This is a genomic window from Streptomyces pacificus, assembly GCF_011766325.1.
In the GTDB taxonomy this organism is placed as follows: domain Bacteria; phylum Actinomycetota; class Actinomycetes; order Streptomycetales; family Streptomycetaceae; genus Streptomyces; species Streptomyces pacificus.
Genome location: NZ_BLLG01000026.1, coordinates 1 through 18,323, shown reverse-complemented (window position 1 = coordinate 18,323; position 18,323 = coordinate 1). Strand labels below are relative to the sequence as shown.

Annotated in this window: 17 protein-coding genes; 8 read left to right on the top strand and 9 right to left on the bottom strand. The window is 71.8% G+C overall.

Annotated features, from left to right (window positions below; genetic code table 11):
* Positions 1-65 precede the first annotated feature (65 nt).
* Complete coding sequence (locus tag SCWH03_RS26590) at positions 66-713, top strand: GAP family protein (RefSeq protein ID WP_254077047.1); 648 nt, start codon at positions 66-68, stop codon at positions 711-713.
* A gap of 32 nt (positions 714-745) precedes the next feature.
* Here SCWH03_RS26590 and SCWH03_RS26585 read toward each other — a convergent pair whose 3' ends face one another.
* The 5 genes from SCWH03_RS26585 to SCWH03_RS26565 form a co-directional block, all read right to left on the bottom strand.
* Positions 746-1,762 carry an SPFH domain-containing protein gene (locus tag SCWH03_RS26585; RefSeq protein WP_173267208.1) on the bottom strand — a complete coding sequence of 339 codons (1,017 nt, stop codon included), beginning with the start codon at positions 1,760-1,762 and terminating at the stop codon, positions 746-748.
* Between the two features lie 3 nt (positions 1,763-1,765).
* Positions 1,766-2,194, bottom strand: a complete 429-nt coding sequence (locus SCWH03_RS26580; protein WP_173267206.1) for an NfeD family protein — start codon at positions 2,192-2,194, stop codon at positions 1,766-1,768.
* Between the two features lie 500 nt (positions 2,195-2,694).
* Positions 2,695-3,786: a cation diffusion facilitator family transporter gene (locus SCWH03_RS26575; protein ID WP_254077046.1), complete on the bottom strand. Its 1,092-nt coding sequence runs from the start codon at positions 3,784-3,786 to the stop codon at positions 2,695-2,697.
* Positions 3,787-4,099: 313 nt separating this feature from the next.
* Positions 4,100-4,465, bottom strand: coding sequence for an MmcQ/YjbR family DNA-binding protein (locus SCWH03_RS26570; protein ID WP_173267204.1), 366 nt, complete (start codon positions 4,463-4,465; stop codon positions 4,100-4,102).
* 158 nt (positions 4,466-4,623) lie between these two features.
* Positions 4,624-5,235 (bottom strand): hypothetical protein, encoded by a 612-nt coding sequence (locus tag SCWH03_RS26565; RefSeq protein WP_173267202.1) that lies wholly within the window; start codon positions 5,233-5,235, stop codon positions 4,624-4,626.
* 573 nt (positions 5,236-5,808) lie between these two features.
* Here SCWH03_RS26565 and SCWH03_RS26560 point away from each other — a divergent pair.
* From SCWH03_RS26560 to SCWH03_RS26550, 3 genes are read left to right on the top strand one after another with little or no spacing between them, the layout of a single operon-like run.
* Positions 5,809-6,309 carry a 2Fe-2S iron-sulfur cluster-binding protein gene (locus SCWH03_RS26560; RefSeq protein ID WP_371872784.1) on the top strand — a complete coding sequence of 167 codons (501 nt, stop codon included), beginning with the start codon at positions 5,809-5,811 and terminating at the stop codon, positions 6,307-6,309.
* Positions 6,306-7,301, top strand: a complete 996-nt coding sequence (locus SCWH03_RS26555) for an FAD binding domain-containing protein (RefSeq protein ID WP_173267200.1) — start codon at positions 6,306-6,308, stop codon at positions 7,299-7,301. The genes SCWH03_RS26560 and SCWH03_RS26555 overlap by 4 nt, the downstream gene beginning before the upstream one ends.
* On the top strand, positions 7,298-9,523 hold the full coding sequence (locus SCWH03_RS26550; protein ID WP_173267198.1) for a xanthine dehydrogenase family protein molybdopterin-binding subunit: 2,226 nt from the start codon (positions 7,298-7,300) through the stop codon (positions 9,521-9,523). Before SCWH03_RS26555 ends, SCWH03_RS26550 begins: the two co-directional genes overlap by 4 nt.
* A 62-nt stretch (positions 9,524-9,585) precedes the next feature.
* On the opposite strand, the gene SCWH03_RS26545 is transcribed toward SCWH03_RS26550, so the two are convergent.
* A complete protein-coding gene (locus SCWH03_RS26545; RefSeq protein ID WP_173267196.1) occupies positions 9,586-9,870 on the bottom strand; it encodes a YkvA family protein in 285 nt (94 codons plus the stop codon).
* Between the two features lie 911 nt (positions 9,871-10,781).
* On the opposite strand from SCWH03_RS26545, the gene SCWH03_RS26540 reads away from it, so the two are divergent.
* The 3 genes from SCWH03_RS26540 (at position 10,782) to SCWH03_RS26530 (ending at position 15,129) form a co-directional block, all read left to right on the top strand.
* Positions 10,782-12,317 carry an alanine/glycine:cation symporter family protein gene (locus SCWH03_RS26540; RefSeq protein WP_173267194.1) on the top strand — a complete coding sequence of 512 codons (1,536 nt, stop codon included), beginning with the start codon at positions 10,782-10,784 and terminating at the stop codon, positions 12,315-12,317.
* Positions 12,318-12,626: 309 nt separating this feature from the next.
* Positions 12,627-13,943, top strand: a complete 1,317-nt coding sequence (gene nhaA / locus SCWH03_RS26535) for a Na+/H+ antiporter NhaA (RefSeq protein ID WP_173267192.1) — start codon at positions 12,627-12,629, stop codon at positions 13,941-13,943.
* Between the two features lie 652 nt (positions 13,944-14,595).
* Positions 14,596-15,129 carry a hypothetical protein gene (locus SCWH03_RS26530; protein ID WP_173267190.1) on the top strand — a complete coding sequence of 178 codons (534 nt, stop codon included), beginning with the start codon at positions 14,596-14,598 and terminating at the stop codon, positions 15,127-15,129.
* 117 nt (positions 15,130-15,246) lie between these two features.
* On the opposite strand, the gene SCWH03_RS26525 is transcribed toward SCWH03_RS26530, so the two are convergent.
* The 3 genes from SCWH03_RS26525 to SCWH03_RS26515 all read right to left on the bottom strand — a co-directional run bounded on the left by SCWH03_RS26525 (position 15,247) and on the right by SCWH03_RS26515 (position 16,681).
* Positions 15,247-15,942, bottom strand: a complete 696-nt coding sequence (locus tag SCWH03_RS26525; RefSeq protein ID WP_173267188.1) for a permease prefix domain 1-containing protein — start codon at positions 15,940-15,942, stop codon at positions 15,247-15,249.
* Positions 15,939-16,280: a PadR family transcriptional regulator gene (locus SCWH03_RS26520; protein WP_173267186.1), complete on the bottom strand. Its 342-nt coding sequence runs from the start codon at positions 16,278-16,280 to the stop codon at positions 15,939-15,941. Before SCWH03_RS26520 ends, SCWH03_RS26525 begins: the two co-directional genes overlap by 4 nt.
* A gap of 95 nt (positions 16,281-16,375) precedes the next feature.
* Positions 16,376-16,681 (bottom strand): helix-turn-helix transcriptional regulator, encoded by a 306-nt coding sequence (locus tag SCWH03_RS26515; RefSeq protein ID WP_173267184.1) that lies wholly within the window; start codon positions 16,679-16,681, stop codon positions 16,376-16,378.
* Positions 16,682-16,746: 65 nt separating this feature from the next.
* Here SCWH03_RS26515 and map point away from each other — a divergent pair, with 65 nt between their 5' ends.
* Positions 16,747-17,529 carry a type I methionyl aminopeptidase gene (gene map / locus SCWH03_RS26510; protein ID WP_173267181.1) on the top strand — a complete coding sequence of 261 codons (783 nt, stop codon included), beginning with the start codon at positions 16,747-16,749 and terminating at the stop codon, positions 17,527-17,529.
* Positions 17,530-18,323 lie beyond the last annotated feature (794 nt).

Sequence of the window (18,323 nt, the reverse complement as noted above, 5' to 3'; positions counted from 1 at the left end):
GCCCGTACGCATGAGCGACCGCGGGTAGGCGCGTGCAGGACCGAGGGCGGCAGAGGGCGGTACCGGTGTCATTCGGTGAGATCGTGTTCTTCGCTGTGGTGATCGCCGTTTCACCGTTCACCCTCATCCCCGCACTCTTCATGCAGTTCACCCCGCGGCCGCGGGCGACCAGCAGCGCCTTTCTGGCCGGCTGGGTCATCGGCATCGTCGCCCCCGCGAGCGCCTGTGCCGCGCTGGCTTCCGTCGTCCACCGTCCCCAGGAGGGTCCGCCCTGGGTCGCCTGGGCCCGAGTGGGTCTGGGCACGCTCCTCGTCGCCTTCGGGCTCCGCCAGTGGCTGACCCGGCGGGGGAGACCGGCCCCGGGCTGGATGCGGCTGCTGACCGGCGCGCACCCCGCTCGTGCGTTCCGGCTGGGAGTGCTGCTGTCGGTCGCCAACCCGAAGATCCTGCTGCTCTCCGCCGCCGCCGGTCTCGCGATCGGGTCCGGCGCACACGCCACCACGAGCGGGGTGACGGCCCTCGCCGTGTTCACCGCATGCGCCGCCAGCACGGTGGCGCTGCCCGTGGCCCTCCATGTACTCATGGGTGAGCGGGTGCTCGCACCACTGACCAGGGTCAGACGGTGGCTGGAGGGCCATGCCGCTGGAGTGATGGCGGTGGTGATCGCCGCGGTGGGCGTTCTCGTCGTCTTCGAAGGGGTCGTCAGACTCTGAGCGCCGATCGGCCGCGGCACCGGTTCAGAAGGTCAGGGCGCGGTGGGGCCGCGGTCCACCTGGACCGCGTCGGCGACGGCCTCGGCCGCGGCTTCCGCGGCCCGTGCCGCGTCGTTCGCGGCCTTCCGGTCGGCCTCGCCGCCGGAGATCTCCTCCCGGGTCGCCGGCGACTGGGGCAGCGCCTCACTGAACGCGCGGGACACGCCCTGGAGCGCGGAGGTGACCTCACCGGGGATGACCCAGAACGTGTTGCCCGATCCCTGTGCCAGCTGCGGCAGCACCTGGAGGTACTGGTAGGCGAGCAGTTTGGGGTCCGGGTCGTTGCGGTGCACCGCCTGGAACACCTCGTCGATGGCCCGGGACTGCCCCTCGGCCTTGAGGATGTCCGCCGTCCGGTTGCCCTCCGCCCGGAGAACGGCGGACTGCTTCTCCCCCTCGGCGGTGAGGATCTGGGCCTGCCGCTGCCCCTCGGCCCCGAGAATCGCGGCCCGCTTGTCCCGCTCGGCCCGCATCTGCTTCTCCATCGCGTCCTTGATGGACTGCGGAGGGTCGATGGCCTTGATCTCCACACGGTTGACCCTCAGCCCCCATTTTCCGGTTGCCTCGTCCAGCACGCCGCGCAGCTGGTTGTTGATGATGTCGCGCGAGGTGAGGGTCTGCTCCAGGTCCATCGAGCCCACGACGTTGCGCAGTGTGGTGACGGTGAGCTGCTCGACGGCCTGCAGATAGTTCGCGATCTCGTAGGCGGCGGCACGCGGGTCGGTGACCTGGAAGTACACCACGGTGTCGATCTCCACCACCAGGTTGTCCTCGGTGATCACGGGCTGCGGGCGGAAGGAGACGACCTGTTCACGGAGGTCGATCACGGGATAGACCCGGTCGACGTACGGGATCACCACATTGAGCCCCGGTTGCAGCGTGCGGTGGTACCGGCCGAGCCGTTCGACGTTGCGGGCACGCGCCTGGGGCACGACGCGGACCGCCCGGAGGACGGTGATGACGGCCAAGAGCGCGATGATCACGCCGACGAAGAGCGCCGTGGCTTCCATGACTCACTCCCGGGGGTAGACGACTGCGGTGGCACCGCTGATCTCCATGACGTCCACTTCCGTTCCGGCAGGGATCACCAGCGTCTCGTCGTACGCGCGGGCGGTCCACTCCTCGCCCCCGATCCGGACCCTGCCGCCCGTGCCCGTCACCTCCGACACGGTCTCGGCGGTGCGGCCGACCAGTGCGTCCACGCCGAACCGCTTGTCCCGCGGCTTGAGAGCGCGCCGCACCCGGGGCCGCACGAAGACGACACTGACCACGGCGACGACGGTGAAGACCAGGAGCTGCAAGGGCAGCGGAACCCCCACGGCGGCGAATGCCGCCGTGATGAGCGCGGCCCCGCCGAGCATCCCGAGTGCGGCGGTCAGGGTGGCGATCTCAGCGACCACCAGGACCGCGGCGATGATCAGCCAGATCGCCCAGAAGTCCATCGCGCCCTCCTGACTGACGTGGGTGCACGGAGATCATGGGCGATGTCCCGTCATCCCTCCCGCTCGGACCCGGGGCCGGCCTCGCCGGTCCCGGTCCGTGTCTTCTCTACCTCTCTACCCATCCTAAATTCATAGGAATCACCCGTTATCAGTGATATATAGCTCTCTGCACCTTTCGCCGGGTCCGTGACCACCTTCCGACCTCGACCCCCAGCCCAATTCAGCATGATCCAGCCTGTTGCAGCTGTTTTCAGCCGGATTCTTCCGCTCGAAGCGGTTCACCCGCTTCACATGCTTTCGGGCAGGATCCCTCTCGTTCCGGCGGACACCGGCTCCTCACCATCACCGGTCCCGGTCCGCCGAGGCCCAGACGGTGCGCCCGCCCCCGAAGAAGACCGCGCCGAGCGGCGGGGAGCGGCGGCACCGCGGCGGTGGAGCCCCCAGGGGCGGGCACCGCCGGCATCCCCCCGGAGGCTCCGGGGGGCTCACACCGGCGGTCGTCACGGCCGGAGTGCGCCTGCCATCCCGCGGCCGGACGCACCGTCGTGATCACTCGGGCCGCCGTCCCCGTGTTCGTCCGGCCCTCCGTCGCCGTGGCTGCGCGCACGGTCGAGGCGGATGGGGCCGTGTGGGTCCACCCGGTGCGCCGCCGAAGCCGGTGCGCCGTCCCGTCCGCCGATCTGGAGGAGGGATTCCGGCCGGTGGTCCACCTGGAGGGTGGTGTGGGTGATGCCGAAGTCCCGACGCACCAGCTCCTCAAGGCCACGCCGCACGGCGTGGCAGTCGCCGCCGGGTTCCACGAGCACATGCGCGGACAGGACGACCTCCTCGGACGCGATCTGCCAGATGTGGAGGTCGTGGATCTCCCGTACACCCGGCTCAGCCGCCAGCCGCTCCCCCAGCCGGTCGGGTTCGACATGAGCGGGAGCGGCTTCCAGGAAAATCCTCCCCGAGTCGCGGAGCAGGCCGTAGCCGGCCTTGAGCATCAGGGCGACGACCACGAGCGTCGCGATGCCGTCGGCCCGCGCGAATCCCGTGGTGAGCACGACGAAGCCCGCGACCGCTGTGCCGATGAACGCGAACAGGTCGTTGAGGATGTGCTGGTAGGCGCCTTCGACGTTGAGCGAGGAGCGGTTGGCGCGGGAGATGCACCAGGCGGCGGCGACGTTGACCACGACCCCGGCCAGAGCGGTGGCGAGCACGAGTCCGCCCTTGACCTCGGGAGGGTCGATGAGCCGCTCGACTGCCTCGACCGACAGCCAGGCGCCCAGCAGGATCAGGGACAGCCCGTTCACCTGGGCGGAGAGGATCTCCACCCGCTTCAGGCCGTACGTGTAGCTGCCCCCGGGGGGACGCTTGGCTATCCGCATCGCCACGAGTGCGAGGACGATGGCCACCGCGTCGGTCAGCATGTGCGCGGCGTCGGAGATCAGGGCCAGCGACTCGGCCACGACCCCGATGACGACCTCGACCGACATGAACCCCACGATGAGGACCAGCGCCATCGAGAGCCATCTCTTGTCGGAGTCTCCGGTCATTCCATGAGCATGATCGTGGCCGTGTGAAACGCCCTGACCGTGTCCAGCGCCCATTGCGTACCCCTCCGATGCGAGAGCGAGTGCTTTTCCGCCAGGCAGTGAAACGCACGGAAGGAGTTCACGCAAAGGCTGCAACGGTGGTGGTAATCGCTGTCATTAACACCCCCCTGACCTGCACTTTCACATACGGCAACACCGATTCCTCAAAGAATCGAAAGTCGTTGTCGAGTTCACCCCTCGACACGGCTCTTCAGTTCAGGACCGCGGTCCCGCCGGTCCTTTCGCCGCGGCCTCCCCCGCTCCCGGAATCCGCCGCTCCCGGAATCCGCGACGGTGCCTGGCCGCGCCGGCCGGTGCTCCGTACCGTTCACCCGCCGGGCGCGCCGCCAGGGCACAGCTCGGGGTGCTGCTCCGAGAGCCGGTCCGGAGCAGCCTGTCTCCAGGAGTCCACGAGGATGTCGCGCAGTTCGTCAAGGCCCTCCAGGGCGCGGAGCCGCACCCGGACCCAGGCCGAACGCGCCTCGTGCGGCGGTACCCAGAACTTCCCTGGCTCGGCGGCGATCAGCTCGGTCCGCTCGTGCCTGGGGCATCGCACGGCGAACGACGTCTGGTCGTCGGGCATCGTGATGAACATCCTCCCCGCGACACGGAACGTGGGCATGCTCCACGCCTCCTTCTCCACCGTCTCCGGCAGGGACAGCGCGATACGGCGGATCTCCTCGGGCTCGATCATCTGCCCACCGTAGCCAGCACCACTGACACCGGGCCGGGCCCGGACGCCCGCCCGTCGCTCCTGCGGCCCGGGCTGCCGCAACCGGGGCGGGTACGCCGGAGGAGGCACCGGCAGACCCGCGGGCGCACGCGCGGCCGTCAGGCGTCAGGCGTCAGGCGTCAGGCGCATCGTCCGCCGTCCAGCGCCACCGTCGAAGTGACCCGCACGGCAGCCGGTTTCCCGGGTACGGAGCCGAACCCGAAGCGCACGGGAGGTTCGACGGGCGCGAGGGGACCCAGCTCAGCCCCCTCGAAGACGGCATGCGCACTCACGATCGGCAGGAGGTCCCGCGCGCCGTACCATGCGCGGCGGCCCGCCCCGCTCCTGCCCCGGGTGCGCACACCCGGCATCAGACGTGCCGGGAGATCGGCCAGGGCACTCCAGGCCGGCCGGCCGGCGAGCGGGCCGGGCACGGCCCGCAGCAGCCGTCCCAGCGGTCCCCGCCCACCGGTGGCAAAACGCAGGTCCAGTGACGGAGCCGTGACGGTCCAGGCCGTCCCGGCCACCCGCACCCGCACCGGACCGACCCGCACCTCCTCGAAGGCGTAGGTGGCCGCGATGAAGTCGGCGGCCTCCTGCGTGGGGGCCAGCAGCAGGCGCTCACCGTCCGCCCGCTCGATCATGACATCGGCGAAAGCCCCGAAAGGTGACCGCACCCAGTGCCCCACCACCAGGCGCACGCCGGACCGGGTGCCGACACCGGCGATCCAGCCCTCGAACCGAAGCCGCACACCCGTCGCCTCCTCCCCGCGCACCCCACAGCGGCCTGCCCGCCACCACCCGCCCTCATCCTGCCGCAAGGGCCCGGAGGCCGCCGGGCGACTCGCCCGCCGGTCGCCCCGGAGCGGGCGTACGCGCGCAGCGGCACGGCGAGGCCGCGGCGCGGGTCGCAGGGCCCGGCGCGTGACGTCCAGCGCCGGTACGGCCCGCCCGGCGCGCACGGCGCACGCGACACGCCATACGGGGGTCCCGGCGGCGACAGGCCCTCCGGAAGCGTGAGTCGCGGTGCGACCGCGTGTGCGAGACGCTGGGAGTGAAGCCCGCGTCGCGGTGGCGAGGGTCGGCGCGGGCACCGCACCGGCCGCCGGTGCGAGGCACGTCCCACTCGGCAGCCGCGCCGCGGCGAACGAGGAAGGCAGGCCCCGATGAGCGATCCGGACGCCGGCCCCGCCGGGCCGAGGTCAGGCGCAGCAGACCCCCAGGGAACGGGCCCAGGCCCGACGGGCTCGGGCAGCGCCGTCCCGCACGGGACAGGGCCGAACGGAACGGGCCCGTCCCGAACAGGCCGGCCTACGGCGATCCGGTTGAACGTCAACGAGCGGGTGCGGCAGCTCGATGTGGATCCGCGGACCTCCCTGCTCGACGCGCTGCGCGAGCATCTGCGCCTGAGCGGCACCAAGAAGGGGTGTGACCACGGCCAGTGCGGCGCCTGCACCGTGCTGGTCAACGGCCGACGCGTCAACTCATGCCTGACGCTGGCCGTGATGCACGAGGACGACGACATCGTCACGATCGAGGGCCTGGGCGATCCCGACCACCTGCACCCCCTGCAACGCGCCTTCGTCGAGAACGACGCCTTCCAGTGCGGCTACTGCACACCGGGCCAGATCTGCTCCGCCGTCGGAATGCTCGCCGAGGTGGCGGCGGGCTGGCCCAGCCACGCCACCGCCGACGTCGCCTCGCCGCGGATCGCGCCGACCGACGCGGAGATCCGGGAGCGGATGAGCGGCAACATCTGCCGGTGCGCCGCCTATCCGAACATCGTCGCGGCCATCCGCGACACGGCCCGAGGCGGTCCGGCATGAAGTCCTTCTCCTACGAGCGGGCGACGGACGCCCGGGCCGCCGTCGCCGCGGCGTCCGCAGACGGTGCGAAGTTCATCAGCGGCGGCACCAATCTGCTCGATCTGATGAAACTGGACGTCGAGACGCCGAGCCGTCTCGTGGACATCAGCCGGCTCCCCCTGCGCGGCGTCGAGGAACTCCCCGACGGCGGACTGCGCATCGGCGCCCAGGCGTCGAACTCCGAGGTCGCCGCCGACGCCGCGGTGCGCTCCCGCTATCCGGTGCTGTCCGAGGCGCTGGTGTCCGGCGCCTCGGGCCAGTTGCGCAACATGGCGTCGACCGGCGGGAACCTGCTGCAACGCACCCGGTGCCCGTACTTCCAGGACACCGCCGCGGACTGCAACAAGCGCGATCCCGGCTCGGGGTGCTCGGCCATCGGCGGGCTCAACCGGGCGCACGCGGTCCTCGGTGCAAGCGACTCCTGCATCGCCACCCACCCCTCGGACATGGCCGTCGCCCTGGCCGTTCTGGATGCGGAGATCGAACTGCTCGGCGCCGACCAGGCGGTTCGCCGGGTCGCCGTCACCGGCTTCTACCGGCTGCCGGGCGACACACCGCACATCGAGACCGTGCTGGGCCCCGGCGAGTTGATCACGGGCGTGCTGCTGCCACCGCCGCCGCCGGGCCGGCAGCGCTACCGCAAGGTGCGCGACCGGGCGTCCTACGAGTTCGCGCTGGTCTCCGTGGCGGCCGTGGTCTCGGTCGAGCGGGGCACGATCGTCGGGGCCCGGGTGGCGCTCGGCGGCGTGGCGCCCAAGCCGTGGCGGTCCACCGAGGCGGAGACCGCGCTGACCGGCCGCCCGGCCACGATGGGCACCTACCGCGCCGCCGCCGAGGCGGCGATGGCGGGCGCGGTCGGGCGGGGACACAACGACTTCAAGATCGACCTGGCCAGGCGCACGCTGTGCCGCACCCTGGCGCAACTGGCCGGAGCGGCCGAGGAGGCGGGATGATCGGGAAGGCGCTGGATCGCGTCGACGGCCCGCTGAAGGCCACCGGCCGGGCCCCCTACGCCTACGAGCACCAGGAGGCCGGCCGGCCGCTCTGCGGCTTCATCGCCGGCGCGACGATCGGCAAGGGCCGCATCACCCGGATCGGGACCGAGAACGCCGAGAGCGCACCGGGTGTGCACCTCGTACTGACCCATCTCAACGCCCCGGAACAGGGGCCCGTCGACGAGTCGGCCATGGACTACTGGCGCGCCCAACCCGTGCTGGCGCGGCCGGACATCCACCACTTCGGTGAGCCGGTGGCGCTCGTCGTCGCCGAGACCCTCGAACAGGCCAGGGACGCGGCAGCCCGCGTCGAGGTCGGGTACGACACCGCACGGGGGCGTTTCGACCTCGACGCCCGCCAGGACGGGGTGTACACCCCCAAGGAGGTCACCGGCGGCCTGCCCGCGGACACCGAGGTAGGCGACTTCGACGCCGGGTTCGACGCTGCCGAGGTCAGGATCGACCAGCACTACACGACCCCGTACGAGTTCTCCCTGCCGATCGAACCCAACGCCTGCCTGGCCGAGCCGCGCGGCGAGAGCCTGGTCCTCTACACCAGCTGCCAGATCGTCGACGCAGCGCGGGCCTCGGTCGCGGCCACGCTGCGGATGGACCCCGGGCAGGTGCACGTCGTCGCCCCCTTCGTCGGCGGCGGGTTCGGCTCCAAACTGAGCATCCACGCCGAGACGATCCTGGCCGCGATGGCCGCCCGCGTGCTCGGCCGGCCGGTGAAGGTCGCGCTGACCCGGCAGCAGGTCTTCCAGCTCGTGGGCATGCGTCCCCGGTCGCGCCAGCGGGTCCGGCTGGGGGCGGAGCGCGACGGGCGGCTGACGGCGATCGCCCACGACGTCCTCATGCACACCAGCCCCGAGACCGAGTACGCCGAGCAGACCGCCGCCACCACCCGCAGCCTGTATGCCGCACCCCACCGGCTGACCGGCCACCGGCTGACGCCACTCGACCTGCCGCGCGGGGCGGACGTCCGCGCGCCGGGCGAGGCACCGGGCCTGCTGGCGGTCGAGTCGGCCATGGACGAGCTGGCCGACGCCCTCGGGATGGACCCGGTGGAACTGCGGATCCGCAACGAGCCGGCCCTCGATCCCGAGCGGGGCGTGCCGTACAGCGACCGGCATCTGGTCGACTGCCTGCGCGAGGGCGCGCGCCGGTTCGGGTGGGAGAACCGGCCCGCCGTGCCCGCGCGCTTGCGCGAGGGGCGCTGGCTCGTCGGCTACGGCATGTCGGCGGCGATCCGGGGGCATCTCCAGGCCCCCACGGCGGTACGGGTGCGGCTGGAGCCGGACGGCACCGCCGTCGTCCTCAGCGACATGACCGACATCGGCACGGGTACGTACACCGTCCTCGCCCAGGTCGCGGCCGGCGGGCTCGGGCTCCCGCCCGAGCGGGTGCGGATCGAGCTGGGCGACTCCGACCACCCCACCAGCTGGGGGTCCGGAGGCTCGTGGGGCGCCGCCAACGCGTGCACCGCCGCACATCGGGCCTGCGGCGCCCTCCGTGCGAAGCTGCTGGAGGCGGCCTGCGGCGACACCGGCTCTCCGCTGTACGGCATGGACCCGGCCGGCGCCGTGTTCGCCGACGGGGTGGTGCATATCGGCGGGGCGTCCGAGGCGGTGGGAGCGATTGCCGCGCGCGCCGCCCCGGAGGGGACGGAGGCGGAGGGCCGGGTGCGGCACATGGCTGACGATCCGCACTACTCGGACTACTCGATCAACTCCTACGGGGCCCATTTCGCCGAGGTGGGGGTCGACGCGGACACCGCCGAGATCCGTCTGCGGCGGATGCTCGGCGTGTTCTCGGTGGGCCGGGTGTTCAATCCGAAGACGACCCGCTCGCAACTGCTCGGCGGCATGATCTGGGGTGTGGGCGCCGCCCTCGAGGAGGAGGCCGTCGTCGACACGCGCTCCGGTGCCTTCGTCAACCGGGACCTCGCCGGTTACCTGGTGCCGGTCCACGCCGACATCACCGACGTCGAGGCCGTCGTGCTGGAATCGTTCGACGGCAGGGCCAACGTCCTGGGCGGGAAGGGTGTCGGTGAGCTGGGCATCTGCGGGTCCGGCGCCGCCGTGGCGAACGCGGTGTTCAACGCCACGGGCATCCGTGTGCGCGACTTCCCCGTCACCCTCGAGAAGCTGCTGCCCGGACTCCCCCCGGCGGACTCCTGACGCCGCCGCCGAGCGGGCGTGGCCGGCGGGGTGCGGCCGGTGACACCCCCGGGCGAGCCCGGTCATCCGGGCTTATGCCGTGCCGCCCCCCGGGCGGCCGTCTGCAGCGCGCGGAGCGCCAGCATCAGCACGCCGATGTCGTCGAGGTACACCGGGTCCGGCAGCACGTCGACGGGCGAGACGGTGTAGAGCACGGCGCCCCAGAAGAGGGCCTTGTCGCGCAGGGGCACACCGGCCTCGCGGAGCGCCCGGCGGGCCCTGAGCACACGGAGGAGCATCCAGGCGGCACCGGCGGCCGTGGCCAGGGCCGCCATGCCGAGGATCCACCAGAGAACCTTGTCGTCCACAGCGCTCGTCTACCCCGCCCGGGCCCGGCGAGTCGCCCGCCGTGCCGGGCGCCGTGCCGGGCGCCGGCGAACGTCACACGGGCGGAGGGGCGGATCGGCGCAGGCCCCCGCAGCGGCCCGATACGGCGCGGAGCGGCGCGACACGGCCCGGCGCAGCCCGGACACGCGCGGAGCACCGCAGGTACCGCGCGGAGCACCACGGGCACCACGGGGCGCCACGCGCACCACGGAGCACCACGGGCACCACGGGGCGCCACGCGCACCACGGAGCACCACGGGCACCACGGGGCGCCACGCGCACGGCAGGGGGCGCGCGACGACGGCACTCCCGGATCGGCGGCATCCACCGACCGGGGACACGCCCGGATCGGGGACGGCCGGTCCTGCCACGTCCGCTCCGCGCCGTCACTTCCCGGATACGGCAGCCTCCGCGCCGGAACTCTGCCGGGTACGGGAGTCGAGCGGATGCCCGGGCGGTGCCCGGCGCCCCCGGGGCGCCCCCGGACCCGCCCGCCCCGGCAGAAGAACCTTTTCCGCAGGTCACACCTCACAGCCCGACTCGGGCGAGTACGCAAAGCCAACCCTCATGGACGTTCGGTGAACGAACTCCCGCTTCCGAATAACGGTCTCGTCACAGTCGCAGGCACTTCGCGTGGCTACTGGCCGTTATGTGATTCCCATCACCCATGGGGGCGTAAAAAACGTGCTAGAACTGCGCAACTCCGCAGTCGGCCTCCCGCCGTGATGCGGGGGCGCGCCGGTCCGCCGGCGCGGCACGACCAGGGCGATACGGTTCGAGTCCGTGGACCGCGCGCCCACGGTCGCCGATCGGACAACGGCGTTCGCTCCAAGACCGCACACCATCCGGCGCAGCCTCCCGTGCGCCGGTCCTGCGCCACGAGGTAGCCACTGTGTCACTCGACTCCATGACCGAATCCGTCGACAAGGCTGTCAGCGGATTCTTCGAGCCCATCGCCAGCTGGCTCGGAGAAGTCGTCTTCTACTCCGTCCCCGTAGGGGGGACGGACCTCCCCCTCATCGTCGCCTGGCTGGTCGTCGCCGGTCTGGTCTTCTCCGCCTGGTTCGGGCTGATCCAGATACGCAAGTTCCGCCTCGCGGTCGACGTGGTGCGCGGGAAGTACGACGAGAAGGGGTCGGCCGGCGAGGTCAACCACTTCCAGGCGCTGACCGCCGCCGTCTCCGGCACCGTAGGCCTCGGCAACATCGCGGGTGTCGCGGTCGCCGTCTCCATCGGCGGTCCGGGCGCGACCTTCTGGATGATCCTCTGCGGTCTGCTGGGCATGGCCACGAAGTTCGTCGAGGTCACCCTCGGTGTGAAGTACCGCGAGGTGCACGCCGACGGCACCGTCTCGGGCGGCCCGATGCACTACATCCCCAAGGGCCTGACCGAGCGCTTCGGCAAGAACGGCAAGACCCTGGGCAAGGTCCTCGCCGTCCTCGCCTCCTTCATGGTCCTGTTCTTCGGCCTCTTCGGCGGCAACCTCTTCCAGGTCAACCAGAGCTACGCGCAGCTGGTCTCCATCGCCGGCGGCGAGGACGGCGCCGTCGGCTCCTCGTCCGGGGCCCTCTTCTTCGGCATCCTGATCGCCGCGCTCGTCGGCATCGTGCTGATCGGCGGCATCCGCTCCATCGCCAACGTCACCAGCAGGCTGGTGCCGGCCATGGCGGGCGTCTACATCGCCGCCTGTCTGGTGGTCATCCTGGTGAACGTCACGGCCGTGCCCGACGCGGTCGTCACGATCGTCGAGGGCGCGTTCAACCCCGAGGGTGTCGCCGGCGGTGTCCTCGGTGCGCTGATCATCGGCTTCAAGCGGGCGGCGTTCTCCAACGAGGCCGGTCTCGGCTCCGCCCCGATCGCGCACTCCGCGGTGAAGACCAAGCACCCCGCGAGCGAGGGCCTGGTCGCCCTGCTCGAGCCCTTCATCGACACCGTGATCATCTGCACCATGACCGCCCTGACCATCGTGATCGCCAACCCGGCGAGCTGGGCCGAGGCACGGGCCGGCGAGTCCATCGGCGGCGTCACCATCACCTCCGACGCCTTCGCCACGGTGCTGCCCTGGTTCCCGTACATCCTGACCGTCGCGGTGATGCTCTTCGCCATCTCGACAGTGCTGACCTGGGGCTACTACTGCCTCAAGGCGTGGACGTACCTCTTCGGCCGCAGCAAGGCCAGCGAGATCACCTTCAAGGTGCTCTACTCGCTGTTCGCCGTCGCCGGTGCCCTGCTCACGCTGCAGACGCTGATCGACATGGCCGACGCGGTCCTGTTCATGCTGGCGGTCATCAACATCATCGGCCTCTACCTGCTCGCCCCCGTCGTCAAGCGGGAGCTCAACTCCTTCCTGGAGTACGTCCGGTCCCTCAAGGCCGGCGGGGCGGGCGACGCCGACGACGAACCGGAGCCGGCGAAGACCACCGTCTGACCGCCCGCGCGGTCCGGTTCCGCGGAGGAGGCCGCATGCGCAGGGCGCGGGCGCATGCGGCCTCCTCGGCACGCTCGCGCCGGGGTGCCCGCCGATGTTCCCGCCGGTGTTCGCGCCGGGGTGCCCGTCGGCGTGCCCACCGGTGCTCGCGCCGGTGTTCCCGCAGGTAGGGCGCTGTCTGGTGGCAGCGGCCGCCTTCTGGTTAGGGTGTGAGGAACGCGTCAGCATGACGCTTGGTGTGCCGGGAAGTCTGGTCGGCGTCAAAGGGTGCAGTGTGCCCGCTCCACCGACGGCCCGGAGGCCTTCCCCATGTCAGACGCCCCGCGTCAGCGCGCCACCTTCCTCGGCCTGCTGCCTCTGCCCGAGCGCAAGGCCGTGGCCGAGGCGCTGCGCACCGAGACGATCGGCGGACTCGTTCTGCTGGCCGCGGCGGTGGTGGCACTCCTCTGGGCGAACAGCCCGTGGAGCGGCGTCTACGAACAGATACGCGACTTCCACTTCGGCATACCCGCCCTGGGTCTCGACCTGTCGGTCGGGCACTGGACCGCCGACGGCCTGCTCGCCGTCTTCTTCCTCGTCGCCGGGATCGAACTCAAGCGCGAACTCGTCGTCGGCGAGCTGCGCAATCCCGCCACCGCCGCACTGCCGGTCATCGCCGCGGTCTGCGGCATGGTCGTGCCCGCCGCGCTGTACGTCGCGGTCGCCGCACCCGCCGGGGGCGGACTGGACGGATGGGCCGTGCCGATGGCCACCGACATCGCCTTCGCGCTCGCGGTCCTGGCCGTCCTCAGCACCCATCTCCCGGCCGCGCTTCGCGCGTTCCTGCTCACACTCGCCGTCGTCGACGACCTCGGCGCCATCCTGATCATCGCGATCTTCTTCACCAGCGACCTGGACTACCCGGCCCTCGCGGGAGCCTTCGCCGGCCTGGTCCTCTTCTACGTCCTCCAGCGCCTGCGGGTGAGGGGCTGGTGGTGGTACGCACCGCTCGGCATCGCGATCTGGGCGCTGATGTACAACGGCGGAGTCCACGCCACCGTCGCCGGCGTCGCCATGGGCCTGATCCTGCGCACCACCCGCGACAAGGGCGAGGAGACCTCGCCCGCGGAACGGACCTCGCATCTGCTCCACCCGGTCTCGGCAGGAGTGGCGGTGCCGCTGTTCGCCCTGTTCGCCGCCGGTGTGAGCGTCTCCGCGGCCGCCCTGGGCGACGTGTTCACCAGGCCCGAACCGCTCGGCGTGGTCGTCGGCCTCGTCGCGGGCAAGACCCTCGGCATCTTCGCGGGCACCTACCTCGCCGCCCGCTACACCCGCGCCCGCCTCAACCCCGACCTGGAGTGGGCGGACGTCTTCTCCCTCGCCGTCCTGGCGGGAATAGGCTTCACCGTCGCCCTCCTCATCGGGGAGCTCGCCTTCTCCGACCCGGCCCAGGCGGAGCAGGTGAAGGCCGCCGTCCTCCTCGGGTCGCTGATCGCGGCGGTCCTGGCCGCGGCGCTGATCAAGCGCCGCAACGCGGTCTACCGCCGCCTCTACGAGGAGGAGACCGTCGACGAGGACGCGGACGGCATCCCCGACATCTACCAGCGGGCCGACTACGGCATCGGCGGCTCCCGCACGGAGGGGTGACGGCCGCGGTCCGGAGCCGGCCGTCACCCCCGCACAGCCGGGGGTTTCGGACCGCGGTGGCTGACGGGAGCCGCCGGCAGCCCATGCGGGCACGGGGCCCGCGGTGGCTGCCGGCGGCCGGGAACGCGCCGGGAATCCGCCGGTAGACGGGCCCCGGGCCTCTCAGGAAGTCCGGGTTGCCCGCGGAGGCGGTCAGCGGTGACGTGCGCCCCGAAGTGCCGGGCGAACTGAACGGGGAAGTGTCCGACGCCGCCCGCCCCCGCGTGCACCGGAACCCGCAGCCCCGCACACACCCGGCCGCCTCCAGCGGCTGCCACGCCGTCGGGGCGGCCGGCGGAACCACGGCGGCCTGCGCGGAGAACAGACGCTGCGGCTTGGGCGCCACCGCGGTGCGGGCAGGGCGGCCGACTCCTGTAAGGCACCGCCGTGCGGCGACGGACCGCCCCGGTGAACCACCGATATCCGGAACCGGTGCCACGGCAAATCCCGCCCGACGCCCGCACGACGCCTACGGCGACAATCGCCGAGACCCGGCATCCGCAACGCCGCAGCGGAGCGGGAGCAGGCAGGCAGCCCACCCCAGCGGGCCGGCTTGCGGCAATAGGTTGGCTGTCAATATATTGCCTGACAACCTAAAGAGAAGGGATCCCCGGTGACCAAACTGCTGCTCTCCTTGCATGTGCTGGCATCGATCGTGACGATCGGCCCGATCACGGTGGCGGCCTCGATGTTCCCCCGCTTCGTCACGCCCCAAGCCGGGGCCGACGACCCGAGCGGCAAGGAGCGCACACCCGCCACCGCCGCGCTGCTGCACCGGATCTGCCGGGTATACGCCGCCGTCGGCGTCGCCGTACCGGTCTTCGGCCTTGCCACCGGAGCCCGGATGGGCGTGCTGGGCGACAGCTGGCTCATCGTCTCGCTCATCCTCACGACGGTCGCTGCGGCGCTGCTGCTGATAGCGATCCTGCCCGGTCAGGAGCGGCTGCTCGCCCAGTCCGCCGGTACGGCGGCCTACGGCGGCGAGGGTGCGGCCGCGGAGACCGCGACCGCCAACGCGCCGCGGACCGCGACCGCGTCCCGGTCCGCGGCGGCGCGACTGGCCATGATCACCGGGGTGTTCAACCTGCTCTGGGCCGTCGTGGTCGTACTCATGATCGTCCGACCGGGCTCCACCACGGGCGCCTGATCGCCGTACGCCCCACAGACCCCGCCCATCCCGCGCGGCGGCCCAGAACATCCAAGATGCCCGCGGCACACCCGGACATCGGCCTGTCGACCCGAGGGCGGAACCTCCCGGTCGCGGTCAGCGCGCCCCGGCGCTCGATGCCCCGACGGCCGGCAGCCGGGCGCAGCGCCTGCAGGACCGGGCCGAGCCCGCCACCAGGGCGTGCGAAGAGGCCGCGAGGGTACCGGCGGACGCGAACAGCAGCCAGTCGGTGCCCAGGGCGGCCGCGAGGGCGAGGGCCAGGGTGGCGAAGGCCATGGAGGCGCTCGCGACGGTGCCGCCCCAGGCGACCGCGAGCGGCAACCGGTCCGGCGTGGGCAGCCGGCGGGCGAGGGTGCCTGTCACCGCCAGGGCCACTGCGGCGAGCAGTGCGGTGATCGCCGAGACGCCGGACAGATGGACGCCCAGCATCTGCGCGGTGCGCGCAAGTTCCCAGGTCTGGTCGTGGCCGGCTCGCCGGACCAGATACCAGCAGGCGACCACCAGGGGGACGGTGAGGGCGACGGTCCGCGCGGTGTGCCGGGCCTGGGCGATGGTGAGTTCGCGCTGCCAGCTCACCACGAGCTCGTCGGGGGTCCCGAACTCCCGCACCGCCTGGGCGGCGGCACGCTGGTACGTCAGCCCCGCCCGGGTGCGTTCCGCCACCGCGTCCGTCAGGTCCTCGCGCACCTCGGCCACCATGCGCGCCTTGGTGCGTGCCGGTCCGTGCACGGCGGCGGCCAGGGTGGAAACGCAGTCCTCGACGGGGTCACTCCGCGGCGTGACGGCGCTCACGTGACGGCTCCGGGCGGCGCGACGGGGTTCAGGACCGAGCCGATGGCGGTGGTGAACTCCCGCCAAGCGGTCCGCTCGCCCGCCAGGGTACGGCGTCCGGCCTCGGTGAGTTCGTAGCACCGTCTGCGGCGTTCGCCGGTGGTCTGCCAACTGCTGCGCAGCAGCCCGATCCGCTCGAGCCGGTTGAGCGCCGGATAGATCGTGCCCGTACGCAGCTCCAGCACGCCTCCACTGCGCTGCTGAACGGCGGTGATGATCGCGTAGCCGTGCAGAGGCCCGGTTTCGAGCACGGCCAGCAGCAGTCCGTCGAGGTGGCCGCGCACCGCGTCATGTCTCATGAGTCGGCAGCCTACACAAGACAGCTGTTGACGCCCTCCCCATTGACGGTCAATGCACACTTCACCGCGCTTGCGCACTCGAGGCGGAACGGGCGCTACGAAGCCAGCGACGCACGCCGCTCGGCAGACGGGGCCGACTGGTCCCCGACGGTTCGCTCCGCCCGGTTGATCTCGGTCCAGACGGCGTCCAGGGACAGGCCGAGGGTGTCGGCGATCGCCGCGATGGTGGGGAAGGCGGGGGTGGCCACACGGCCGGACTCGATCTTCCGCAGGGTTTCCGGCGAGATACGCGCGGCGAGCGCCACATCGAGCATCGAGCGGCAGCCCCGGGCTCGGCGGAGCAGAGCGCCAAGGCGCTCTCCGCGTTCTACCTCGGCGGGGGTGAGCGGCAACCTGACCATGACCCGATTCTAATCCCGGTATAGTTATGCCGGTATAGTTATTGGCCATACGTGAAAGGCTCCCCATGATCGAGATCCTGAACTCCGCTCGGCTCGAGCGGGCGAGGGGCACCGGCGCTCTGGTCGGAGACATCCTGCAGACTCTGAAGCAGCGCAGCACGGTCGGGACCAATCTGCTGGACATCGACCAGTGGGCCAAAGAGCTGATCAGCGAGGCGGGAGCGCAGTCCTGCTACGTCGACTACGCACCCTCCTTCGGACGCGGCCCGTTCGGGCACTACGTCTGCACGGCCGTCAACGACGCGGTGCTCCACGGGCTGCCCCACAACTACCCCCTGGCGAACGGGGATCTGCTGACTCTCGACCTCGCCGTAGCCAAGGGCGGGGTGGCCTCGGACGCCGCGATCAGCTTCCTGGTGGGCGAAGCCAGGCCGGCGGAGAGCGTCGCGATGATCGAGACGACCGAACGGGCACTCGCCGCCGGCATCGCCGCCGCCAGGCCCGGAGCGCGCATCGGTGACCTCTCCCACGCCATCGGCACGATCCTCGATGAGGCGGGCTACCCGATCAGCACCGAGTTCGGAGGCCACGGCATCGGCTCGACCATGCACCAGGACCCCCACATCCCGAACACCGGACGGCCGGGCCGCGGGTACACACTGCGCCCCGGACTGCTGCTCGCCCTGGAACCCTGGGTCATGGCCGACACCGCCGCACTCGTCACCGACGCCGACGGGTGGACACTGCGCAGCGCCACGGGCTGCCGGACCGCGCACAGCGAGCACACCATCGCCATCACCGACGACGGAGCCGAAATCCTCACCCTGCCCACGCGGGCACGACCATGAGGGGGTACGGCATCGAAGCGGCCCATCGGGCGGGCCACCCGCCACCCGGCCCCACCCGCCGCCCGCCTCCGCCCGTCTCCGCCCGGCCCCGTCGGCCTCGAACGTCCTCGACGGCCTCCGCTCTCCGGAGGGCCACAGGGCCGGGCCGGGTCCACCGGCCATGATCCGGCCCTGACACTGCGGCTGCCTGCTTCACGCCCGCGGCTGCGCGGAGCACGACGCCCCGGTGGCCGCCCCGGTGACCGGCATCTCCGGAACGATCAGACCGTGACCGGGGCGCAGCACGGACTCGTCCGGGAAATTGAGCGCCATGGGGAACATGAGGAAGGGGACGTTCGTCCCGTACCGGCAGGCGAATTCGGTCGTGCGAAGCTGCGCTGCGCGCGGTCCAGACCGGCCGCCCCCTGGTACACGGTCGCGGCGAAGCGGGTGCGGCCGTGCGAGTGGTGCCCCAGTTCGTGGCAGAGCACCGCCTGCAGTTGGTCCGCCCGCAACGCGGCCGGTTCGCGCCGACCCTCCACGCCCCCGCCGGCCGGTCTTCTCCCGGATGCCTTCCCGTTCCACGGCCGCGGCCACGGCCAGGACGGCGAACACGATGGCTCCCGCCCCGTTCGGGTCGTACACGCCCTGCACTACAGGGGAGCTTCGTGTCTGCTGGCCGCGTGACGCGTTGAGCCGTGCATGGAGGACGTGCAGCGGGATGTCGAGCGGTGGGACGGGTGGTTCGAGGACTTCTTCGCGCTGCTCGCCGGGTTGTGGTGCCGGGTGGAGCCACGGCTGACCGCGCGGGCGTA